Genomic DNA, 19,913 nt, shown 5'->3' with positions numbered 1-19,913 from the left:
CACCTTCCATGAAGTTCGCCGGGCGCTTTACTCGGTGCATCGACCGCCGCCACGCCGCAGCACGGGACGCAGTTCCGGCGCCGCGCGAGCGGCTTCACCGATTCCGTTGAAGAAGCCCCGCCCCATGACCAAGATGCCAGACTCCCTTGCCCTCGACGCCCGGCGCGCGATGCCGGCCGAACCGTCGCTGACCGACAGCATCGGCGCGACCAGCACGCCGCTCGACCTCGCCGCGCAGCAGGCCGGCACGCAGACGCTGCTGCGCGGCCTCGCGATTCTCGAGGCGATCGCGAACGGTGCGCGCGACATGCGTGCGATCGGCGCCGCGCTCGGCACGACGCGCAGCACGACGCATCGCCTCGTCAGCAGCCTCGTGCAGGCGCGCTATCTGCGCCAGGTGCAGGGCGGCTACCTGCTCGGCCCGAAGCTGATCGAGCTCGGCACGATCGCGCTCGAACAGATGCCGCTCACCGCGGTGGCGCGTCCGCATCTGGAGGCGCTCGCGGAAGCGACGCTCGATACGATCCATCTCGGCGTGCGCGACGGCGACGACGTGCTGTACATCGACAAGATTCCCGGCACGCGCGGCCTCGAGATGCGCTCGCGCGTCGGCCACCGGATGCCGCTCGCATCGACCGGCATCGGCAAGGCGATGATGCTCGACCTCGATCCCGAGCTGTGGCGCTCGCTGTTCGAAGCCGCGCGGCGCGCGCTGGCCGGCGTCAACTTCAAGCCCGACAACCGGCCCGAGACGAATGCGTTCCTGCAGCGCATGGCCCATTACGCGGCCGGCGGCTATACGTTCGACCTCGAGGAAAACGAGGCGTCGATCCGCTGCGTGGCCGCGCCGATCCGCGACGCGTCGGGCGCGATCGTCGCGGCGGTGTCGGTCGCGAGCACGATTCCGTACATGCCGCACGACCGGATGGACGAACTGATTCCGCTCGTGCAGCGCGAAGCGCGAGCCATTTCCGCGGAACTGGGCTGGAGCCCGCCGCAGGGTACCCGCAGGATCAAACGATGACGACTTCGACCCGGCCCGTTCCGGATGCCTGTTCCGCCGCCCCGTCGCTGATCGCGCTCGACTGGGGCACCACGTCGCTGCGCGCCTATCTGTACGACGCGCACGGCGTGCCGATCGACACGCGCAGCCGGGCGGCCGGCGTGATGCACGTGCCGGGTGGCGGCGCGCGTGCGTTCGACGCGGTGTTCGAGGAAGCGTGCGGCGACTGGCTCGACCGCACGCCCGGCCTGCCGGTGCTCGCCGCCGGGATGGTCGGTAGCGCGCAGGGCTGGCGCGAAGCGCCGTACGTCGCGGTGCCGGCCGGCGCCGACGCGCTCGTCGCGGGCCTCATCACGGTGACGACGGCGCGCGGCGCGACAGTCTCGATCGTGCCGGGCGTGATCGCGACGGGCGACTTGCCCGACGTGATGCGCGGCGAAGAAACGCAGATCGTCGGCGCGCTCGCGAGCGATCCCACGCTTGGCGCCGATCGTTCAGGGGTACTGATCGGCTTGCCGGGCACGCATGCGAAATGGGCGTGGGTGAAGGACGGGCTGATCGAACGCTTCCAGACCTTCATGACGGGCGAGCTGTTCGCGGTGCTGCGCGATCACACGATCCTCGGCCGCACGATGCGCGCGGGTGCGTCGCCCGACCGTGGCGCGTTCGTGCGCGGCGTGGCGGTCGCGCGCGGCGCGCGGCACACGGGGCTGCTCGCGACGATTTTCAGCACGCGCACGCTCGGCCTGACCGACCGGCTCGCGCCGGATGCGCAGGGCGACTACCTGTCCGGCCTGCTGATCGGCCATGAGCTCAATGCGCTCGACGCGATGCTCGCGGAGCGCGGCATCGCGCTCGCGGACCAGCCGCTGCTGCTGATCGGCGACGACGGCCTGTGTTCGCGCTACGTCGATGCGCTCCAGGTATTCGGCCATGCGCATGCGCGTGTCGCCGCGCAGGCGACCGAGCGCGGCCTGTGGCGGATCGCGTCGCGCGCCGGGCTCGTGCGCGCGGACGGCGAGCCCGTCTGCGCCGACCAGTGAACTGCTTGCAGAGGAATCTTCGATGCCGTCCGACCTGACATTGCCCGCGCCGTACACGCCCCACGCCGCATTGATGCGCGGGTTCGATGCGTGCCCGCTGATCGCGATCATGCGTGGCATCACGCCCGCGGAAGCGGCCGACCACGGCCGCGCGCTCTACGAAGCCGGCTTCCGGATCGTCGAGGTGCCGCTGAACTCGCCGGAGCCGTTCGACAGCATCGCGGCGCTGCGCCGTGCGTTGCCCGACGACATGATCGTCGGCGCGGGCACGGTGTTGCGCGCCGAGTACGTCGACCGCGTGCAGGACGCGGGCGGCGCGCTGATCGTGATGCCGCACAGCGACGCGGCCGTGATCCGCCGCGCCCGCGAGCGCGGGCTGGCGAGCGCGCCGGGCGTCGCGACGCCGACCGAAGCATTCGCGGCGCTGACGAACGGCGCCGACGTGCTGAAGATGTTCCCGGCCGAGCAGCTCGGCGTGACGGTCGTGAAGGCGTGGCGCGCGGTGATCGACCGTGCGGTGCCGCTGGTTCCGGTCGGCGGGATCGCACCGGACAACATGCGGCCGTTTCTCGACGCCGGCGCGAACGGTTTCGGGCTCGGCTCGGCGCTGTACCGTCCCGGCCAGTCGGCGGATACGACCGCGGCGAATGCGCGCGCGTTCCAGGCCGGCTTGCGCGCGGCACGCGGCGGAGCCGCATGATGGGCCGCCTCGCGGGCAAGGTCGCGATGGTGACGGGCGCGGGCCGCGGCATCGGCGCCGCGATCGCGCGTGCGTTCGTGCGCGAAGGCGCGGCCGTCGCGCTCGTCGATCTCGACTTCCCGCAGGCGCAGCACACGGCCGCCGCGATCGCACACGAATGCGACGGCGCGCGCGTGCTGCCGTTGCAGGCCGACGTCGCGCGGCAGCAGGCGGTGCGCGATGCGCTCGCGCGGACGGAAGCGGCGTTCGGCCCGCTCGACGTGCTCGTGAACAACGCGGGCATCAACGTGTTCGCCGATCCGCTGACGATGACCGACGACGACTGGCGGCGCTGCTTCGCGGTCGATCTCGACGGCGTGTGGCACGGCTGCCGCGCGGCGCTGGAGGGCATGGTCGAGCGCGGCCGCGGCAGCATCGTGAACATCGCGTCGACGCACGCGTTCAGGATCATTCCGGGCTGCTTTCCATACCCGGTCGCGAAGCACGGCGTGCTCGGTCTCACGCGTGCGCTCGGCATCGAATACGCGGCGCGCAACGTGCGCGTGAACGCGATCGCGCCGGGCTACATCGAGACGCAGCTGACGCGCGACTGGTGGGACGCGCAGCCCGATCCGGCCGCCGCGCGCGCCGAGACGCTTGCGCTGCAGCCGATGAAGCGGATCGGGAAACCGGAGGAGGTCGCGATGACGGCCGTGTTCCTGGCGTCCGACGAGGCGCCGTTCATCAATGCCGCGTGCATCACCGTCGATGGCGGGCGCGCGGCGCTGTATCACGACTGACACGATTGACGTAACGATTCGAAAGACCGCACGTGCGACGGCCGCGCGCACGCTGCGTCGAAACCAACAAGCGGCTGCATCCTGTTCGATGAAAACAAGGAGACACTGGAGATGAAACGCAGAACGTTCGTAACGCTGGCCGCCGCGGCCGCGGTGGTGATGGGCAGCCCGGTCGCGCACGCGGCCGACCCGGTCAAGATCGGCTTCCTGGTGAAGCAGCCGGAAGAGCCGTGGTTCCAGGACGAGTGGAAATTCGCCGAGATCGCCGCGAAGCAGAAGGGCTTCACGCTCGTGAAGATCGGCGCGCCGTCCGGCGAGAAGGTGATGAGCGCGATCGACAACCTGTCCGCGCAGAAGGCGCAGGGCTTCATCATCTGCACGCCCGACGTGAAGCTCGGGCCGGGCATCGTCGCGAAGGCGAAGTCGCACAACCTGAAGATGATGACGGTCGACGACCGCCTCGTCGACGGCGCGGGCAAGCCGATCGAGTCGGTGCCGCACATGGGGATTTCCGCATACAACATCGGCAAGCAGGTCGGCGACGGCATCGCGGCCGAGATCAAGAAGCGCGGTTGGGACGTGAAGGAGGTCGGTGCGATCGACATCACCTACGAGCAGTTGCCGACCGCGCACGACCGCACGAGCGGCGCGACCGACGCGCTGGTGGCCGCCGGCTTCCCGAAGGCGAACGTGATCGCGGCGCCGCAGGCGAAGACCGACACCGAGAACGCGTTCAACGCGGCGAACATCGCGCTCACGAAGAACCCGCAGTTCAAGCACTGGGTCGCGTACGGCCTGAACGACGAGGCCGTGCTCGGCGCGGTGCGCGCGGCCGAAGGGCGCGGCTTCAAGGCCGACAACATGATCGGCATCGGCATCGGCGGTTCCGATTCGGCGTTGAACGAGTTCAAGAAGCCGCAGCCGACGGGCTTCTACGGCACCGTGATCATCAGCCCGAAGCGCCACGGCGAGGAAACCTCGGACCTGATGTACGCGTGGATCACGCAGGGCAAGGCGCCGCCGCCGCTGACGCTGACGACGGGCATGCTCGCGACGCGCGAGAACGTGTCGAAGGTGCGCGAGGAGATGGGGCTCGCATCGAAGTAAGCGGCCCGCCGGCTGCCGCGGCGACGCGGCGGCCGGCGGTCGATGGATCTGGAAGTGGGGAGACGACGTGTCAGCGGCACTGCGTTTTGACAATATCGGCAAGGTATTTCCCGGCGTGCGCGCACTCGACGGCATTTCGTTCGACGTGCATGCGGGCGAGGTGCATGGCCTGATGGGCGAGAACGGCGCGGGCAAGTCGACGCTGTTGAAGATTCTCGGCGGCGAATACCAGCCCGACGCGGGCAGCGTGCTGGTCGACGGCCAGCCCGTGCAGTTCGCGAATGCGGCCGCGTCGATCGCGGCCGGCATCGCGGTGATTCACCAGGAATTGCAGTACGTGCCCGATTTGACGGTCGCGGAAAACCTGCTGCTCGGCCGCCTGCCGAATGCGTTCGGCTGGGTCAGGAAGCGCGAGGCGAAGCGTTACGTGCGCGAGCGGCTCGCCGAGATGGGCGTCGATCTCGACCCCGACGCGCGGCTCGGGCGGCTGTCGATCGCGCAGCGGCAGATGGTCGAGATCTGCAAGGCGCTGATGCGCAATGCACGCGTGATCGCGCTCGACGAACCGACGAGCTCGCTGTCGCATCGCGAGACGGAAGTGCTGTTCAAGCTGGTCGACGATCTGCGCGCGCAGGGCCGTGCGCTGATCTACATCTCGCACCGGATGGACGAGATCTACCGGCTGTGCGACGCGTGCACGATCTTCCGCGACGGGCGCAAGATCGCGTCGCACGAGGCGCTGGCCGACGTGCCGCGCGAGCGGCTCGTCGCCGAGATGGTGGGGCGCGAGATCGCCGACATCTACCATTACGCGCCGCGCGCGCTCGGCGACGTGCGGTTTTCCGCCGAAGGCGTCGACGGCCCGGCGCTGCGCGAACCGGCGAGCTTTTCGGTGCGCGCGGGCGAGATCGTCGGCTTCTTCGGGCTCGTCGGCGCCGGCCGCAGCGAGCTGATGCGGCTCGTGTACGGCGCGGACCGCCGGCGCGCGGGCGTGCTGACGCTCGACGGCCAGCGCATCGACGTGAAGCGCACCGGCGACGCGATCCGCCACGGCATCGTGCTGTGCCCGGAGGACCGCAAGGAAGAAGGAATCATCGCGATCGCGTCGGTCGCGGAGAACATCAACATCAGTTGCCGCCGCCATTCGCTGCGTGCGGGGCTCTTCATCAACGGCAAGACCGAAAGCGAAACGGCCGACCGCTTCATCCAGCGGCTGAAGATCAAGACGCCGAACCGGCGCCAGAAGATCCGCTTCCTGTCGGGCGGCAACCAGCAGAAGGCGATCCTGTCGCGCTGGCTCGCGGAGCCCGACCTGAAGGTCGTGATCCTCGACGAGCCGACGCGCGGGATCGACGTCGGCGCGAAGCACGAGATCTACGACGTGATCTACCGGCTCGCGGAGCGCGGCTGCGCGATCGTGATGGTGTCATCGGAGCTGCCGGAAGTGCTCGGCGTATCCGATCGCATCGTCGTGATGCGCGAAGGCCGGATCGCAGGCGAGCTGCCGCGCGCCGAGGCGAACGAGCACGCGGTGCTGAACCTCGCGCTGCCGCAGACGAGCGCGGTCGAGGCTGCCTGACGCGGCCGGCTACGTCCGGACAAGCCCGGGACATTCGAATCGAACACGCGCGGCGCGGGCCGCGCGATGCAGGAGCAGGAGACACACCATGCAAGCCAACGAAAACCTTGCCAGCGCCGCCGTGAAGCCGTCGGCCGACGCGCTGGTTCCACAGCAGAGCGACCGCCAGAAGTGGTGGCAGCATCTGACCGAATACAGCCTGATCGCGATCTTCGCGGTGATGTTCATCACGATGTCGCTGACCGTCGATCACTTCTTCTCGATCGACAACATGCTGGGCCTCGCGCTGTCGATCTCGCAGATCGGCATGGTCGCGTGCACGATGATGTTCTGTCTCGCGTCGCGCGACTTCGACCTGTCGATCGGCTCGACCGTCGCGTTCTCCGGCGTGCTGTGCGCGATGGTGCTGAACGCGACCGACAACACGTTCGTCGCGATCGTCGCCGCGGTCGCGGCCGGCGCCGCGATCGGCTTCGTGAACGGCGCGGTGATCGCGTACCTGCGCATCAACGCGCTGATCACGACGCTCGCGACGATGGAGATCGTGCGCGGGCTCGGCTTCATCGTGTCGAAGGGGCAGGCGGTCGGCGTGTCGTCGGATACGTTCATCGCGCTCGGCGGGCTGTCGATGTTCGGCGTGTCGCTGCCGATCTGGGTCACGCTGCTGTGCTTCATCGGGTTCGGCGTGCTGCTGAACCAGACCGTGTACGGCCGCAACACGCTCGCGATCGGCGGCAATCCGGAAGCGTCGCGGCTCGCGGGGATCAACGTCGAACGCACGCGCGTGTACATCTTCCTGATCCAGGGCGCGGTGACGGCGCTCGCGGGCGTGATCCTCGCGTCGCGCATCACGTCGGGCCAGCCGAACGCCGCGCAAGGCTTCGAGCTGAACGTGATTTCCGCGTGCGTGCTCGGCGGCGTGTCGCTGATGGGCGGCCGCGCGACGATCTCGGGCGTCGTGATCGGCGTGCTGATCATGGGCACCGTCGAGAACGTGATGAACCTGCTGAACATCGACGCGTTCTACCAGTACCTCGTGCGCGGCGCGATCCTGCTCGCGGCCGTGCTGCTCGACCAGTTGAAGAACCGCGGCGTACGCGACTGACCGAATCCACGGAGACGACACGCATGACCATCGACCCATCAGCGCAGGGCACGCACGCGGCGGCGAGCGACGCGCGCTATGCGCGCTACCCGAGCCTCGAGGATCGCGCGGTGCTGATCACGGGCGGCGCGACCGGCATCGGCGCGTCGTTCGTCGAGCACTTCGCCGAACAGGGCGCGCGCGTCGCGTTCGTCGATCTCGACGCGGCGGCCGGCGCCGCGCTGGCCGAACGCCTCGCGCACGTGCGCCATGCGCCGCTGTTCCTGTCCTGCGACCTGACCGACATCGACGCGCTGCGCCGGGCGATCGACGCGATCCGTGCGCGCATCGGCGCGATCGCGGTGCTCGTGAACAACGCGGCGAACGACGCGCGCCATGCGATCGGCGACGTGACGCCGGCGTCGTTCGACGCGGGCATCGCGGTGAACCTGCGTCATCAGTTCTTCGCCGCGCAGGCGGTGATCGACGACATGAAGCGGCAGGGCGGCGGCTCGATCGTCAATCTCGGCTCGATCAGCTGGATGCTGAAGAATGGCGGCTATCCCGTCTACGTGATGGCGAAGGCGGCCGTGCAGGGCCTGACGCGCGGCCTCGCGCGCGACCTCGGCCCGTTCGGCATCCGCGTGAATTCGCTGGTGCCCGGGTGGGTAATGACCGACAAGCAGCGCCGGCTGTGGCTCGACGACGCGGGCCGCGCGGCGATCAAGGCCGGCCAGTGCATCGACGCCGAACTGCTGCCGGCAGACCTCGCACGGATGGCGCTGTTTCTCGCGGCCGACGACAGCCGGATGATCACCGCGCAGGACGTGATCGTCGACGGCGGCTGGGCCTGACCATTCGCACCGACCTGCATCGTTTCTTCGACGAAGGAAAGGAGCTCACCATGACCGCCACGTCCTCGCGCGCATCGTCGTCCGCCAGCCAGTCGCGCCGCGCGCGCCTGGCCGCCGCCGCCCAGCCGGTCAGCCCCGGCCCGCAGACGGCCGTGTTCGCGCAGGGCGTCGGCGCCGCGCATGCGGCGGCCGTCACGCTGTCGAACGCGTCGCTGCGGCTCGACGTGCTGCCGCACCTCGGCGGCGGCATCGCGCGCTTCGACTGGCGCGGCGACAACGGCGCGCTGATGCCGGTGTTCCGCCGTTGCGAGCACCCGGAGACGGTGACGGACCCGAACGAGCTCGCATGCTACCCGCTGCTGCCGTACTCGAACCGGATCGGCGGCGGGCGCTTCGAATGCGACGGGCGCAAGGTCGCGGTGCCGCGCAACCGCCGCGACGAGCCGCTGCCGATCCACGGCGACGGCTGGCTCGCGCCGTGGCAGGTGGACGATGCGACCGACACGTCGCTGCAACTGTCGCTCGATCGTGCGGCCGGCGCGCCGTATGCGTTCCGCGCGATCCAGTCGTTCGAACTCGACGACGCGACGCTGTCGATCGCGCTGACGATCGAGAACGCGGGCCGCGCGCGGCTGCCGTTCGGGCTCGGCGTGCATCCGTTCCTCGTGCGCGATACGGAGACCGAGCTGGCCGCGGCGGCGGGCGGCCTGTGGCTGTCGGGCGCCGATTTCCTGCCGGTGCGGCACGTCAGCGTGCCGCCGGCCTGGCAGTTCGGCGTCGCGTATCCGCTGCCGGCCACGCTCGTCAATCACGCGTTCACCGGCTGGGGCGGCCACGCGACGGTGAGCTGGCCGCGCCGCCGGCTGTCGCTGACCGTCGCGGCCGACGCCGACGCGTACGTGCTCTATACGCCGCCGGGCGAGGATTTCTTCTGCTTCGAGCCGGTCGATCATCCGATCAATGCGGTGAACCTGCCGGGCGGCGCGGCCGCGCACGGGATGACGCTGCTCGCGCCCGGCGAGCGGCTCACGCGGCGCTTCGCGTTCACCGTCGAGCGCGCCGATGCGCGCGGCAATGGCGCGACACGCGAGGCGGCGCGGCGACGCGGGTAAAATACGCGGTCTACCAACGGTTTGCCGCGAGTATCCGCCATGTCTTCCCCGCTTACTTTCATCGAATCGCTGCGCGCCGCGTGGCAGCGCACGAATTCGCTGCTGTGCGTCGGCCTCGATCCCGAGCCGTCGCGCTTTCCCGTGCAGTTCGACGGCCAGCCCGACGCGATCTTCGAATTCTGCCGGCAGATCGTCGACGCGACCGCGCCGTATGCGAGCGCGTTCAAGCCGCAGATCGCGTACTTCGCCGCGCATCGCGCGGAAGACCAGCTCGAGCGGCTGATCGCGCACATCCATCTCCAGCATCCGGGCCTGCCCGTGATCCTCGACGCGAAGCGCGGCGACATCGGCAGCACGGCCGAGCAGTACGCGCGCGAGGCGTTCGAGCGCTATCGCGCGGACGCCGTCACGGTGAACCCGTACATGGGCTACGACTCGGTCGAGCCGTACTTCGAGCATGAAGGCAAGGGCGTGATCGTGCTGTGCCGCACGTCGAACCCGGGCGGCTCGGATCTGCAGTTCCTCGATACGAACGGGCGGCCGCTGTATCAGGTCGTCGCCGATCTCGCGGCGAACAAGTGGAACGCGAAGAACGGCCAGCTCGGCCTCGTGGTCGGCGCGACGTTCCCGAAGGAAATCGAGATCGTGCGCGGGATCGTCGGCGACATGCCGCTCCTGATCCCCGGCATCGGCGCGCAGGGCGGCGACGTGCAGGCGACCGTCAACGCGGGCCGCACGGCCGACGGCACCGGGATGATGATCAACTCGTCGCGCGCGATCCTGTATGCGAGCAAGGGCGAGGATTTCGCCGAAGCCGCGGCGCTCGCCGCGCAGAAGACGCGCGACACGATCAACGCGCATCGCTGAAATACCGGCCGCCCGCTCGGGCGGCCTTCGACCGCCGCGCCCGCGTTCGCGGGCCGCGCGCCTTCATCGTGTATTCGCCGTCCTGGCGCACACGAACAATTTCCCGTCGCTTCCGTATTGCACGTGCGCAATTTAGTCGCGCCATGCTGCCGTTTGTCACCGATCCGTCACGAAAATGTCAAGAAAAGGAGCGACGCCATGCCCAAGCTGTCCCGCCGTGTTCTGAGCGCGTTCGCCGCGTCGCTGTGCATGACGTTCGCCCATGCGGCGGACCTGTCGCACTGGCCCGCCGACAGCGCGAAGGCGTTGAACGCGATGATCGCCGCACACGCGAACCGGGGCGACTACGCGGTGTTCGACGCCGACAACACGACCTACCGCTACGACCTCGAGGAATCGCTGCTGCCGTATCTCGAGAACCACGGCGTGCTGACGCGCGACTCGCTCGATCCGTCGCTCAAGCTGATCCCGTTCAAGGATTCCGCCGACTACAAGGAATCGCTGACGAGCTACTACTACCGGTTGTGCGAGATCGACGATCTGGTCTGCTATCCGTGGATCGCGCAGGCGTTCGCCGGGCAGTCGCTCGCCAGCCTGAAGCGCCACGTCGACGCGATGCTCGCCGACGGCAAGCCGATCCCGATCCGCTACTGGCAGGGCGACAAGGTGGTCGACGGCACGGTGAATCCGCCGCGCTTCTTCCGCGGGATGCAGGAGCTGTACAACGCGCTGCGCGAGAACGGCATCGACGTCTACGTGATGACGGCCGCGCACGAGGAACTCGCGCGGCTCGTGCTGTCCGACCCGAAGTACGGCTACAACGTGAAGCCGCAGAACGTGATCGGCGTGACGACGCTGCTGCGCGACCCGGCCACCGGCGCGCTGACCACGTCGCGGCTGCAGATCAAGGCCGGCAAGTACGACGAGGCCGCGAACCGCAACCTCGTGATCACGCCGTTCCTGATGAACCCGATGACGTGGTACGAAGGCAAGCTCGGTTCGATCGTCGGCTGGATCGACCAGTGGAAGAAGCCGGTGCTTGTCGCCGGCGACACGCCGAGCTCCGACGGCTACATGCTGCTGAACGCGACCGACGTCGCGCGCGGCGGCGTGCGCGTGTGGGTCAACAAGAAGGACAAGCAGATGACGCAGATCCGCGCGTGGTCGGACGAATCGGCCGCGAAGCAGAAGGCGCTCGGCCTGCCGGTGACGGCGGACAAGAACTGGATCGTCGTGAAGCCCGACGCGATCCAATAAGCGGGCGCGGCGCGCCACGCGTGCCCGGGCCGCTCAGCCTTCGTGTTCGTCGAGCAGCTTCAGCAGCCCGCGCAGCGCATGCGCGGCCGCCTGCGTGCGGATCTGTTCGCGGTCGCCCTTGAACACGCGCGTCTCGACGTCGGTATGCAGCCGGTTGCTCCAGCCGAACGACACGGTGCCGACCGGCTTCTTCTCGCTGCCGCCGGCCGGGCCCGCGATGCCGGTGACGGACAGCGCGACCTGCGCGCGGCTGTTGCGCAGCGCGCCTTCGGCCATCGCGCGCGCGACGGGCTCGCTGACGGCGCCGTGCTTGTCGATCAGGTCGGGCGGCACGCCGATCATCTCGATCTTGGCCTGGTTCGAGTACGTGACGAAGCCGCGCTCGAACCACTGGCTGCTGCCGGAAATGTCGGTGATCGCCGTGGCGATCATCCCGCCGGTGCAGGATTCGGCGGTGGCGAGCGTGAGGTGCTCGTCACGCAGCTTGTTGCCTGCGCGGATCGCAAGCTGGTGGACGACGGAATCGGTTGGCATGCGCGTCGGGAAACGGGAGTCGGGAAATCGGTCAGCCGGCGACGGAGCGCCACAGCGCGATCACGAGCAGCGTCATGAACGCGGCGACGAGGTCGTCGACCATGATGCCGAGCCCGCCTTTCAGGCGGCGGTCGAAGTAGCGGATCGGCGGCGGCTTGAGCATGTCGAAGAAGCGGAACGCGACGAACGCCCATAGCTGGCCGACGAAGGTCGCGGGCGTGACGAACAGCATCACGAGCCAGATCGCGACGATCTCGTCCCAGACGACGGCGCCCGGATCGGACACGCCGGCCCGCTTGGCGGTGAAACCGGTGATCCACGTGCCGGCCGCGAAGCCGACGGCGATCAGCGCCCACCATTCGGGCACCGTCAGGTAGCGATTGAGCACGACGAACGTGAGCCAGCCGAACAGCGAGCCGAACGTGCCGGGCATGATCGGCGCGAGCCCGCTGCCGAAGCCGAGCGACACGATATGCGCGGGGTGCGACAGCATGAAGCGGGCCGTCACGCGTGTCGGCGCGGGCCGCGCGGCGCCGGACTCGGCCGCGGCGTGTGCGGGCGTCGGATCAGTCTGCATGGAAGTGGTCGAAGCCGTGCAACGTGAGAGCGAGGGGCGCGCCGGCGGCGTCGCGCCACGCGATGGCGGGCTGCGCCGAAGGCGCGGACAACGCGCGTATTGTACCGATTCGCGTGACCGGCACGCCGGCCGCGGCGCCGGCCGCTTCGACCGCCGCGCGGGCCGCGACGGGCGCCGTGAAGCACAGTTCGTAATCGTCGCCGCCCGCCAGCGTGCAGCGGCGCTGCACGTCGGCCGGCAGCGTCGCGAGCGCGGCCGAGCGCGGCACCGCGTCGGCGTCGATCTCGGCGCGCACGTTCGAGCGCGTCAGGATGTGCTGGAGATCGCCGGCGAGGCCGTCCGACAGGTCGAGCGCCGCGTGCGCGACGCCCGCGAGCGCCAGGCCGAGCGCGACGCGCGGTTCGGGCCGCTCGAGCGCGCGCCGGAACGCGGCGGCTTCATCCGCGCCCGCCGTCCATTCGCCGCGGGCGACGCCGAGCCCCGCGCGCGCATCGCCGAGCGTGCCGGACACCCATACGTCGTCGCCGTCGCGCGCGGCATCGCGCCGCAGCGCCGCGCCGGGCGCGACTTCGCCGAACACGGTCACGCACAGGTTCAGTGGCCCGCTCGTCGTGTCGCCGCCGATCAGCTCGCAGCCGTATCGGTCGGCCAGCGCGAACAGCCCGTTGCTGAACGCTTCGAGCCACGCCGCGTCGGCGCGCGGCAGCGCGCACGCGAGCGTGAACGCGCGCGGCTCGGCGCCCATCGCCGCGAGATCCGACAAATTGACCGCGAGCGTCTTGTGGCCGAGCGCGTCGGGCGCCACATCGGGAAAGAAGTGGCGGCCTTCCACCAGCATGTCCGTCGAAATGGCCAGCAATTTCCCGGATCGGGGCGCAATCAGTGCGCAATCGTCGCCGATGCCGAGCGTCGACGCGCGGGCGCCCCGGGCGGCGCGGCGCGTGAAGAAGCGTTCGATCAGCGAAAACTCGGAGAGGGCGGCTGGCACGGCGGGCGGTCCGAAACGGTTGAAGGAACGGCATTGTACGAGGCGGGCAGCGGCGCGCCTGTACCATCCAGTTCATTTTTGTCGCGACTGTCGCACCCGAATCGCCGGTCTGGCGGCCGGTGATTGGCGCTACAATGCCGTCGAACAGTTATTCTAATCCGCCCGTCACGAGACACATGTCTACCCAAGCCTCCTCCAAAGCCAAGCTCCGCGAAGCCGCGCTCGACTATCACGAATTTCCGACCCCCGGCAAAATCGCGATCGCTCCGACCAAGCAGATGATCAACCAGCGCGACCTCGCGCTCGCGTATTCGCCGGGCGTGGCGTACGCGTGCGAGGAGATCGTCGAGAATCCGCTGAACGCCGCGCGCTTCACCGCGCGCAGCAACCTGGTCGGCGTCGTCACGAACGGCACGGCGGTGCTCGGTCTCGGCAACATCGGCCCGCTCGCGTCGAAGCCGGTGATGGAAGGCAAGGCCGTGCTGTTCAAGAAGTTCGCGGGCATCGACGTGTTCGACATCGAGCTGAACGAGTCGGACCCGCACAAGCTCGTCGACGTGATCGCCGCGCTGGAGCCGACCTTCGGCGGGATCAACCTCGAGGACATCAAGGCGCCGGACTGCTTCATCGTCGAGCGCGAAGCGCGCAAGCGGATGAAGATTCCGGTGTTCCACGACGACCAGCACGGCACCGCGATCGTCGTGGCCGCGGCCGTCACGAACGGCCTGAAGGTCGTCAACAAGGACATCAAGAAGGTCAAGCTCGTCGCGTCCGGCGCGGGCGCGGCCGCGCTCGCGTGCCTGGACCTGCTGGTCGACATCGGGCTGCCGCTCGAGAACATCACGGTGACCGACCTGGCCGGCGTGGTCTACAAGGGCCGCACCGAGCTGATGGATCCGGACAAGGAGCGTTTCGCGCGCGAAACCGACGCCCGCACGCTCGCCGAGGTGATCGACGGCGCGGACATCTTCCTCGGCCTGTCGGCCGCCGGCGTGCTGAAGCAGGAGATGGTGAAGGGCATGGCCGAGCGCCCGCTGATCCTCGCGCTCGCGAACCCGACGCCGGAAATCCTGCCGGAACTCGCGCTCGAGGTGCGCCCGGACGCCGTGCTGGCCACCGGCCGCACCGATTACCCGAACCAGGTCAACAACGTCCTGTGCTTCCCGTTCATCTTCCGCGGCGCGCTCGACGTCGGCGCGACGACGATCACGCGCGAAATGGAGATCGCCGCCGTGAACGCGATCGCCGAGCTCGCGCAGCACGAGCAGAGCGACATCGTCGCGACCGCGTACGGCATCCAGGATCTGTCGTTCGGGCCCGAATACCTGATTCCGAAGCCGTTCGATCCGCGCCTGATCGTGAAGATCGCACCGGCCGTCGCGCAGGCCGCGATGGACGGCGGCGTCGCGACGCGCCCGATCGAGGACATGGACGCGTACAAGCAGCACCTGCAGCAGTTCGTGTACCACAGCGGCACGACGATGAAGCCGATCTTCCAGATCGCGCGCGCCGCGCCGGAAGAGAAGAAGCGCGTGGTGTTCGCGGAAGGCGAGGAAGAGCGCGTGTTGCGCGCCGTTCAGATCATCGTCGACGAAAAACTCGCGAAGCCGATCCTGATCGGCCGCCCGTCGGTGATCGAGCACCGTATCCAGCGCTACGGCCTGCGCCTGACGCCGGGCACCGATTTCACGGTCGTCAACACCGAGCACGACGAGCGCTACCGCGACTTCTGGCAGACGTACTACAAGATGATGGCGCGCAAGGGCATCAGCGAGCAGCTCGCGCGTGTCGAAATGCGCCGTCGGACGACGCTGATCGGCTCGATGCTGGTGAAGAAGGGCGAAGCGGACGGGATGATCTGCGGCACGATCAGCACCACGCACCGCCACCTGCACTTCATCGACCAGGTGATCGGCAAGCGCCCGGGCTGCAGCGTGTACGCGGCGATGAACGGCCTCGTGCTGCCGGGCCGCCAGATTTTCCTCGTCGATACGCACGTGAACGTCGATCCGACCCCGGAGGAGCTGGCCGAGATCACGATCATGGCCGCCGAAGAAGTGCGCCGCTTCGGCATCGAACCGAAGGTCGCGCTGGTGTCGCACTCGAATTTCGGCACGAGCAACGCACCTTCGGCGAAGAAGATGCGCGATACGCTCGCGATCCTGCAGGAAACCGCGCCGGAGCTGAAGGTGGACGGCGAAATGCACGGCGACGTCGCGCTCGACGCGGCGCTGCGCAAGGAGATCCTGCCGGAATCGACGCTGGAAGGCGAAGCGAACCTGCTGATCCTGCCGAACATCGACGCCGCGAACATCGCGTACAACCTGCTGAAGACGGCCGCCGGCAACAACATCGCGATCGGGCCGATCCTGCTGGGCGCCGCGCAGCCGGTGCACGTGCTGACCGAATCGGCGACCGTTCGTCGCATCGTCAACATGGCGGCGCTGCTGGTGGCCGACGTCAACGCCGCGCGCTGAGCCGACACGAACGCGCGGCGCCGGTCGAACCGGGGCCGCGCGCCGGGCGAAATTGTAAACAAAGGCAAAAAGAGGCGTGCCCGCAAGGGGCACGCCGCGGGCAGGGCGCAACCGCGCTTCCCATAAGCAACAGCAGCATCTTTCCACTCCGGGTAGCGAGTGTGGCAAGGAGGCAGGTCTTGCCATACGAAAGATGCCGCACGCATTTTATCCTATGTAAGATAAATGTAGTGCAATTTCGGTAAAAAATGCGGAATTCGGGGCGTCGCGTGGCTTTCGATTCCCAAACGGACATTGATTCGCGCGGCCAATAACGCTACGCTAACGCCTTTGTTGGTCGTCAACTACTTGATTTAACAGCGGGAACCCTGGTTCATGGCACGCAAGTGGCTCCGCAACGGCGCGCTCGCGTCCGTCTTCGCGATGTTCGCGATGGGTATCGTCGGCACGCCGACGGGCAGTCTGGTTTCCGCCGCTTACGCACGGGAGGCCGTTCCGGCCGACGTGGCCGCCAGCGGGCTCGATACGATCCCGACTGCCAGTCTTCCGCGCGAGGCCGTGACCACGCTGGGCCTGATCAGCGCCGGCGGCCCCTATCCGTACGAGAAAGACGGCGTCGTGTTCGGCAACCGCGAGCGGATCCTGCCGAAGGCGAAGCGCGGCTACTACCATGAGTACACGGTGCCGACGCCGCGTGCGCGCAATCGCGGCGCGCGCCGGATCGTCTGTGGCGGGCCGTTGCGCCGGATCGACAACTGTTATTACACGGGCGACCACTACAACAGTTTTAAACGTATTGTTGAATGACTTCGGGACGAATGGCATGAGCGACTCCATCTACGCGCACGATACGGCGGCGGCGGATCTGTTCGCGGCCGGCGACGGCAATCTGTTTCAGCGTGTGATTCAGCTGCACGCGGCGGCGCAGGCCGGCGGCACGCCGGAGCAACAGGAAGCCGAGCCCGGGCTTTCATCGAACGAGGAGCCTATGAGCCTTTTCACGACCGTGCGACCCAATCTCGTGCAGTCGATCCGCGCGTTCCGCGTGCAGGATCTCGCCGACGAAGCCGGTCGGCTCGGCCAGCATTTCCTGTATGCGTATTGCGGCGCCGCGCAGTCGAAGCAGGAAGTGATGGAAACGATCGCGACCTCGTTCCTGTTTCCTAAGCATTTCGGGAAGAACTACGACGCGCTGTACGATTGCCTCACCGATCTCGTCGCCAAAGCCGGCGCGCAGCCTGGTTTCGTGATCGTCCTCGAAGGGTTGCCGATCGCGCAGAAATTCGACAAGGAAGGGCGCGAAACGCTGCTCGACGTGTTCCGCGAGGCGGCCGAATTCTGGGCCGAGCGCAAGGTCGCGTTCCGCGTGTTCTACTCGTTCGCGTAAGCGCGTCGGCGGGCCGGCACGCCGCGTTGTCGCAGCTTCCGGTCGTTGTTCGCCGCCGGCACCGGAATCAGGTGCGCAGCGTCTCGAAAACCCGCCATTGCGCGGGTTTTTGTGCATCTGGCGACTGAATCGGCGAGTGCGCCGTACGCCCGATGGGCGTACTTCACGTCATTGCAGCGATGCCGGCGACGAGCATGCGCTTGCACGGATCGTCTCGTACACGACAACGCAATGCATCGCCGCGGAATGAACCCGAGACGATCCGCGCGTTGAAGTCGAGCCGGAGCGAATCGCTCGCGGTCGCCGATCACCACCCGCCCCAGCGTGCCGCCAGCGCCGCGAGCACGGCCGCGCCGGCCGTCTCGGTACGCAGCACGCGCGGCCCGAGCGACAACGCGGTGAACCCGCGTGCGCGGGCCGCATTTTCCTCGTCGGGCGACAGCCCGCCTTCGGGCCCGATCAGCAGCGTGGCGGCGCCCGCGGGCGGCGCGTCGGGCAGCGACGCGAACGGGATGCTCGCGCGCGGCGACAGCAGCAGCCGCAGTTCGCCGTCGGCCGGCGCGGCCGGCAGCGCGTCGAGCCATGCGTGGAAGCCGGCCACCGGCGCGACGTCGGGCACGCGGTTGCGTCCGCACTGTTCGCACGACGCGCGCACGACGCCGCGCCAGTGCGCGACGCGCTTGTCCGCCCGTTCGCCGGCGAGCTTCACGACGCCGCGCGCGGTCGACAGCGGCACGACCGCCGCGACGCCGAGCTCGACGGCTTTCTCGATCACCCAGTCCATCTTGTCGCCGCCGGCGATGCCCTGCGCGAGCGTCACGCGATACGGCGGCTCGGCCTCGGCGGGCTCGAACGTATCGACCTGCACGAGCGCACCGCGCTTGTCGACCTCGACGAGCCGCGCGCGGTACTGGCCGCCCGTGCCGTCGAACAGCGCGAGCGCGTCGCCGGGCTGCAGGCGCAGCACGTGCACGTGGCGCGCGACGTCGGCCGGCAATGCGAGCGGGGCATCGGCGCGCGGCGCGGCGTCGACGAAAAAGCGCGGCACGGCCGCGGTGGTGGTGGCTTCATTCATGCGTGTGGCGGTTTCGGTCATGCGTCGAGACGGCACCCGAGCGCCCAGCGGTAGCCGTCGAGATCCTCGATCTGCGCGAACCGGTCGCCCCAGAACTGATCCTGCGGCGCGCTCAGCGATTTCGCGCCCGCGTCGAGCGCGCGCTGCCAGGTGGCGTCGACGTCGTCGACATACAGATAGAACGATTGCGGCGCGGTGGCGTTCGCGCGCTTCGGCGTGAGCGCGGGCGAGCCGAACGCGCCCTCGGGCGCGAACATCACGATCAACTGGCCGCGATAGGCCATCTCGACGTGCATGATCGCGCCGTCCTCGTCGTGCACGTCGCGTACCGTGAAGCCGAATGCGGCCTGGAAGAACTCGATGGCCGCGCGCGCGTTGCGCACGGTCAGGTAGGGCGTCAACCAAGGCACGTTGGCCGGACGTGGATCGGTCATGAAAATCTCCTGTTGCACGGTATCGGCGCCGCGGCGCCTGCGCCGGTCTCATGCTGGAACGACGGAACGTTGCGCGGCATGCCGAGGTTCAGCGGCGAACGCCCAGTGTATCGCGCAGCGCGCGCGGCAGGGCAAAGAGGGACGCATGCAGCCGCGCATCGTAGTAGCGCAAGCCGTCGACGCGGCGGGCCGCGAGCCGTTCGTCCACGTCGTGCGCGAACAGCGCGGCCGCATCGAGCGTGTCGCTCGCGATCGCCATCAGCCACTGCGAGCCGTACAGCGGCACGTGCGCCGACAGTGGGTCGACGACCGCGAAGCTCGCGCGCAGATCGTCGAGCAGCGCGGCGATGCGCGCGGCATGGAACACCGGCGAGCCGAGATGCATCGAGATCGCGCCGCAGCGCGTGAGGATTCGCTTGAGCCGCGCGTAGAACGCACGCGTATAGAGGCCGGCCGCCGGCGAATCGGGCGGCGTGAGGTCGAACACGACGAGATCGAAATGTTCGACCGTCGCATCGACGAAGTGCGCGGCGTCGCCGATCACGACCTCGACGCGCGGGTCGTCGAGCGCGCCCTGGTGCACGTCGTCGAGATAGCGGCGCGCCATCCCGACCACCTCGTGGTCGAGCTCGGCGATCACGATCCGTTCGATGCACGCGTGCTTGAGCAACTGGCGCGCCGCGCCGCCGTCGCCGCCGCCGAGCACGAGCGCCTTCTTCGGCGCCGGATGCGCGAGCGCGGCCGGGTGCGTCATGCACTCGTGATACACGTACTCGTCGCCGACCGACGTCATCGGCCGGCCGTCCAGCGTGAACAGGCGGCCGAGCTGCGGCGTTTCCCACACTTCGATGCGCTGGTGCGGCGACGCCACGTGCGCGAGCCGGCGCGCGTTCGGGAAGCCGTAGGCGGCGTTGGGCGTGGGATGGAAGAGAAGGGTCGTGCTCACGGGTGGGGCCGCGGGAGGCGGGCAGTTCCGACGCCTGAATTATAGGAGGCGGGCGGTTTGGCGGAAAACCGTGCCGGAACACGACGCGCCGACAAGGGAAATGCCGGCCC

Annotated in this window: 20 protein-coding genes; 14 read left to right on the top strand and 6 right to left on the bottom strand. The window is 68.8% G+C overall.

Features of this window, described 5'->3' with window-relative positions:
* The first annotated feature begins 124 nt into the window (after positions 1-124).
* The 11 genes from QZM15_RS08205 to QZM15_RS08155 all read left to right on the top strand — a co-directional run bounded on the left by QZM15_RS08205 (position 125) and on the right by QZM15_RS08155 (position 11,385).
* Positions 125-1,024 carry an IclR family transcriptional regulator gene (locus QZM15_RS08205; protein WP_059580957.1) on the top strand — a complete coding sequence of 300 codons (900 nt, stop codon included), beginning with the start codon at positions 125-127 and terminating at the stop codon, positions 1,022-1,024.
* Positions 1,021-2,046, top strand: coding sequence for a 2-dehydro-3-deoxygalactonokinase (locus tag QZM15_RS08200; RefSeq protein ID WP_099316058.1), 1,026 nt, complete (start codon positions 1,021-1,023; stop codon positions 2,044-2,046). Before QZM15_RS08205 ends, QZM15_RS08200 begins: the two co-directional genes overlap by 4 nt.
* 22 nt (positions 2,047-2,068) lie before the next feature.
* On the top strand, positions 2,069-2,746 hold the full coding sequence (locus QZM15_RS08195) for a 2-dehydro-3-deoxy-6-phosphogalactonate aldolase (RefSeq protein ID WP_302106164.1): 678 nt from the start codon (positions 2,069-2,071) through the stop codon (positions 2,744-2,746).
* Positions 2,746-3,525 carry an SDR family oxidoreductase gene (locus QZM15_RS08190; protein WP_059638179.1) on the top strand — a complete coding sequence of 260 codons (780 nt, stop codon included), beginning with the start codon at positions 2,746-2,748 and terminating at the stop codon, positions 3,523-3,525. The genes QZM15_RS08195 and QZM15_RS08190 overlap by 1 nt, the downstream gene beginning before the upstream one ends.
* A gap of 111 nt (positions 3,526-3,636) precedes the next feature.
* Positions 3,637-4,632, top strand: coding sequence for an arabinose ABC transporter substrate-binding protein (locus QZM15_RS08185; RefSeq protein ID WP_302106163.1), 996 nt, complete (start codon positions 3,637-3,639; stop codon positions 4,630-4,632).
* A 67-nt stretch (positions 4,633-4,699) separates the two neighbouring features.
* Positions 4,700-6,211, top strand: a complete 1,512-nt coding sequence (gene araG / locus QZM15_RS08180; RefSeq protein ID WP_302106162.1) for an L-arabinose ABC transporter ATP-binding protein AraG — start codon at positions 4,700-4,702, stop codon at positions 6,209-6,211.
* A gap of 88 nt (positions 6,212-6,299) precedes the next feature.
* The gene (araH, locus tag QZM15_RS08175) at positions 6,300-7,316 is read left to right on the top strand and encodes an L-arabinose ABC transporter permease AraH (RefSeq protein ID WP_089434525.1); all 1,017 of its coding nucleotides are present in this window, start codon (positions 6,300-6,302) and stop codon (positions 7,314-7,316) included.
* 23 nt (positions 7,317-7,339) lie between these two features.
* Positions 7,340-8,149: an SDR family NAD(P)-dependent oxidoreductase gene (locus tag QZM15_RS08170; RefSeq protein WP_059638071.1), complete on the top strand. Its 810-nt coding sequence runs from the start codon at positions 7,340-7,342 to the stop codon at positions 8,147-8,149.
* Positions 8,150-8,199: 50 nt separating this feature from the next.
* On the top strand, positions 8,200-9,261 hold the full coding sequence (locus tag QZM15_RS08165; protein WP_059580975.1) for an aldose 1-epimerase: 1,062 nt from the start codon (positions 8,200-8,202) through the stop codon (positions 9,259-9,261).
* A 39-nt stretch (positions 9,262-9,300) separates the two neighbouring features.
* The gene (gene pyrF / locus QZM15_RS08160; RefSeq protein WP_006483119.1) at positions 9,301-10,128 is read left to right on the top strand and encodes an orotidine-5'-phosphate decarboxylase; all 828 of its coding nucleotides are present in this window, start codon (positions 9,301-9,303) and stop codon (positions 10,126-10,128) included.
* A 198-nt stretch (positions 10,129-10,326) separates the two neighbouring features.
* Positions 10,327-11,385, top strand: a complete 1,059-nt coding sequence (locus QZM15_RS08155) for a haloacid dehalogenase-like hydrolase (RefSeq protein ID WP_302106161.1) — start codon at positions 10,327-10,329, stop codon at positions 11,383-11,385.
* 33 nt (positions 11,386-11,418) lie between these two features.
* On the opposite strand, the gene QZM15_RS08150 is transcribed toward QZM15_RS08155, so the two are convergent.
* Genes QZM15_RS08150 through thiL form a run of 3 tightly spaced genes read right to left on the bottom strand, consistent with a single transcriptional unit; the run spans position 11,419 to position 13,484 of the window.
* A complete protein-coding gene (locus QZM15_RS08150) occupies positions 11,419-11,919 on the bottom strand; it encodes a CinA family protein (protein WP_059580979.1) in 501 nt (166 codons plus the stop codon).
* Between the two features lie 31 nt (positions 11,920-11,950).
* Entirely contained in the window at positions 11,951-12,496 is a 546-nt protein-coding gene (locus QZM15_RS08145; RefSeq protein ID WP_124658329.1) for a phosphatidylglycerophosphatase A, read from the bottom strand.
* Positions 12,486-13,484 carry a thiamine-phosphate kinase gene (thiL, locus tag QZM15_RS08140; RefSeq protein ID WP_302106160.1) on the bottom strand — a complete coding sequence of 333 codons (999 nt, stop codon included), beginning with the start codon at positions 13,482-13,484 and terminating at the stop codon, positions 12,486-12,488. The genes QZM15_RS08145 and thiL overlap by 11 nt, the downstream gene beginning before the upstream one ends.
* 134 nt (positions 13,485-13,618) lie before the next feature.
* Between thiL and QZM15_RS08135 the strand changes: the two genes are divergently transcribed.
* The 3 genes from QZM15_RS08135 to QZM15_RS08125 all read left to right on the top strand — a co-directional run bounded on the left by QZM15_RS08135 (position 13,619) and on the right by QZM15_RS08125 (position 17,348).
* Positions 13,619-15,961: an NADP-dependent malic enzyme gene (locus QZM15_RS08135; protein ID WP_367033070.1), complete on the top strand. Its 2,343-nt coding sequence runs from the start codon at positions 13,619-13,621 to the stop codon at positions 15,959-15,961.
* 375 nt (positions 15,962-16,336) lie between these two features.
* Positions 16,337-16,768, top strand: coding sequence for a ribonuclease domain-containing protein (locus QZM15_RS08130; RefSeq protein ID WP_060312627.1), 432 nt, complete (start codon positions 16,337-16,339; stop codon positions 16,766-16,768).
* A gap of 16 nt (positions 16,769-16,784) precedes the next feature.
* Positions 16,785-17,348, top strand: coding sequence for a barstar family protein (locus QZM15_RS08125; protein WP_059581000.1), 564 nt, complete (start codon positions 16,785-16,787; stop codon positions 17,346-17,348).
* Between the two features lie 307 nt (positions 17,349-17,655).
* On the opposite strand, the gene QZM15_RS08120 is transcribed toward QZM15_RS08125, so the two are convergent.
* The 3 genes from QZM15_RS08120 to speE all read right to left on the bottom strand — a co-directional run bounded on the left by QZM15_RS08120 (position 17,656) and on the right by speE (position 19,803).
* The gene (locus QZM15_RS08120) at positions 17,656-18,423 is read right to left on the bottom strand and encodes a 16S rRNA (uracil(1498)-N(3))-methyltransferase (RefSeq protein WP_302106159.1); all 768 of its coding nucleotides are present in this window, start codon (positions 18,421-18,423) and stop codon (positions 17,656-17,658) included.
* Positions 18,424-18,440: 17 nt separating this feature from the next.
* Positions 18,441-18,857: a glyoxalase/bleomycin resistance/extradiol dioxygenase family protein gene (locus QZM15_RS08115; protein WP_059581002.1), complete on the bottom strand. Its 417-nt coding sequence runs from the start codon at positions 18,855-18,857 to the stop codon at positions 18,441-18,443.
* Between the two features lie 88 nt (positions 18,858-18,945).
* On the bottom strand, positions 18,946-19,803 hold the full coding sequence (speE, locus tag QZM15_RS08110; RefSeq protein ID WP_104012447.1) for a polyamine aminopropyltransferase: 858 nt from the start codon (positions 19,801-19,803) through the stop codon (positions 18,946-18,948).
* Between the last annotated feature and the right edge of the window lie 110 nt (positions 19,804-19,913).

The organism is Burkholderia sp. AU44665, assembly GCF_030504405.1.
In the GTDB taxonomy this organism is placed as follows: domain Bacteria; phylum Pseudomonadota; class Gammaproteobacteria; order Burkholderiales; family Burkholderiaceae; genus Burkholderia; species Burkholderia semiarida.
This window is presented reverse-complemented; position numbering and strand designations above follow the sequence as displayed.

Excerpts from the sequence above, each read along its gene's own strand:
- pyrF (WP_006483119.1), top strand. The coding sequence starts at position 9,301 with ATGTCTTCCCCGCTTACTTTCATCGAATCGCTGCGCGCCGCGTGGCAG.
- QZM15_RS08150 (WP_059580979.1), bottom strand. The coding sequence starts at position 11,919 with ATGCCAACCGATTCCGTCGTCCACCAGCTTGCGATCCGCGCAGGCAAC.
- QZM15_RS08205 (WP_059580957.1), top strand. The coding sequence starts at position 125 with ATGACCAAGATGCCAGACTCCCTTGCCCTCGACGCCCGGCGCGCGATG.
- QZM15_RS08195 (WP_302106164.1), top strand. The coding sequence starts at position 2,069 with ATGCCGTCCGACCTGACATTGCCCGCGCCGTACACGCCCCACGCCGCA.
- QZM15_RS08125 (WP_059581000.1), top strand. The coding sequence starts at position 16,785 with ATGAGCGACTCCATCTACGCGCACGATACGGCGGCGGCGGATCTGTTC.
- QZM15_RS08115 (WP_059581002.1), bottom strand. The coding sequence starts at position 18,857 with ATGACCGATCCACGTCCGGCCAACGTGCCTTGGTTGACGCCCTACCTG.
- QZM15_RS08200 (WP_099316058.1), top strand. The coding sequence starts at position 1,021 with ATGACGACTTCGACCCGGCCCGTTCCGGATGCCTGTTCCGCCGCCCCG.
- QZM15_RS08135 (WP_367033070.1), top strand. The coding sequence starts at position 13,619 with ATGCCGTCGAACAGTTATTCTAATCCGCCCGTCACGAGACACATGTCT.
- QZM15_RS08155 (WP_302106161.1), top strand. The coding sequence starts at position 10,327 with ATGCCCAAGCTGTCCCGCCGTGTTCTGAGCGCGTTCGCCGCGTCGCTG.
- QZM15_RS08120 (WP_302106159.1), bottom strand. The coding sequence starts at position 18,423 with ATGAATGAAGCCACCACCACCGCGGCCGTGCCGCGCTTTTTCGTCGAC.
- QZM15_RS08130 (WP_060312627.1), top strand. The coding sequence starts at position 16,337 with ATGGCACGCAAGTGGCTCCGCAACGGCGCGCTCGCGTCCGTCTTCGCG.
- QZM15_RS08170 (WP_059638071.1), top strand. The coding sequence starts at position 7,340 with ATGACCATCGACCCATCAGCGCAGGGCACGCACGCGGCGGCGAGCGAC.
- araH (WP_089434525.1), top strand. The coding sequence starts at position 6,300 with ATGCAAGCCAACGAAAACCTTGCCAGCGCCGCCGTGAAGCCGTCGGCC.
- QZM15_RS08145 (WP_124658329.1), bottom strand. The coding sequence starts at position 12,496 with ATGCAGACTGATCCGACGCCCGCACACGCCGCGGCCGAGTCCGGCGCC.
- QZM15_RS08190 (WP_059638179.1), top strand. The coding sequence starts at position 2,746 with ATGGGCCGCCTCGCGGGCAAGGTCGCGATGGTGACGGGCGCGGGCCGC.
- QZM15_RS08185 (WP_302106163.1), top strand. The coding sequence starts at position 3,637 with ATGAAACGCAGAACGTTCGTAACGCTGGCCGCCGCGGCCGCGGTGGTG.
- QZM15_RS08165 (WP_059580975.1), top strand. The coding sequence starts at position 8,200 with ATGACCGCCACGTCCTCGCGCGCATCGTCGTCCGCCAGCCAGTCGCGC.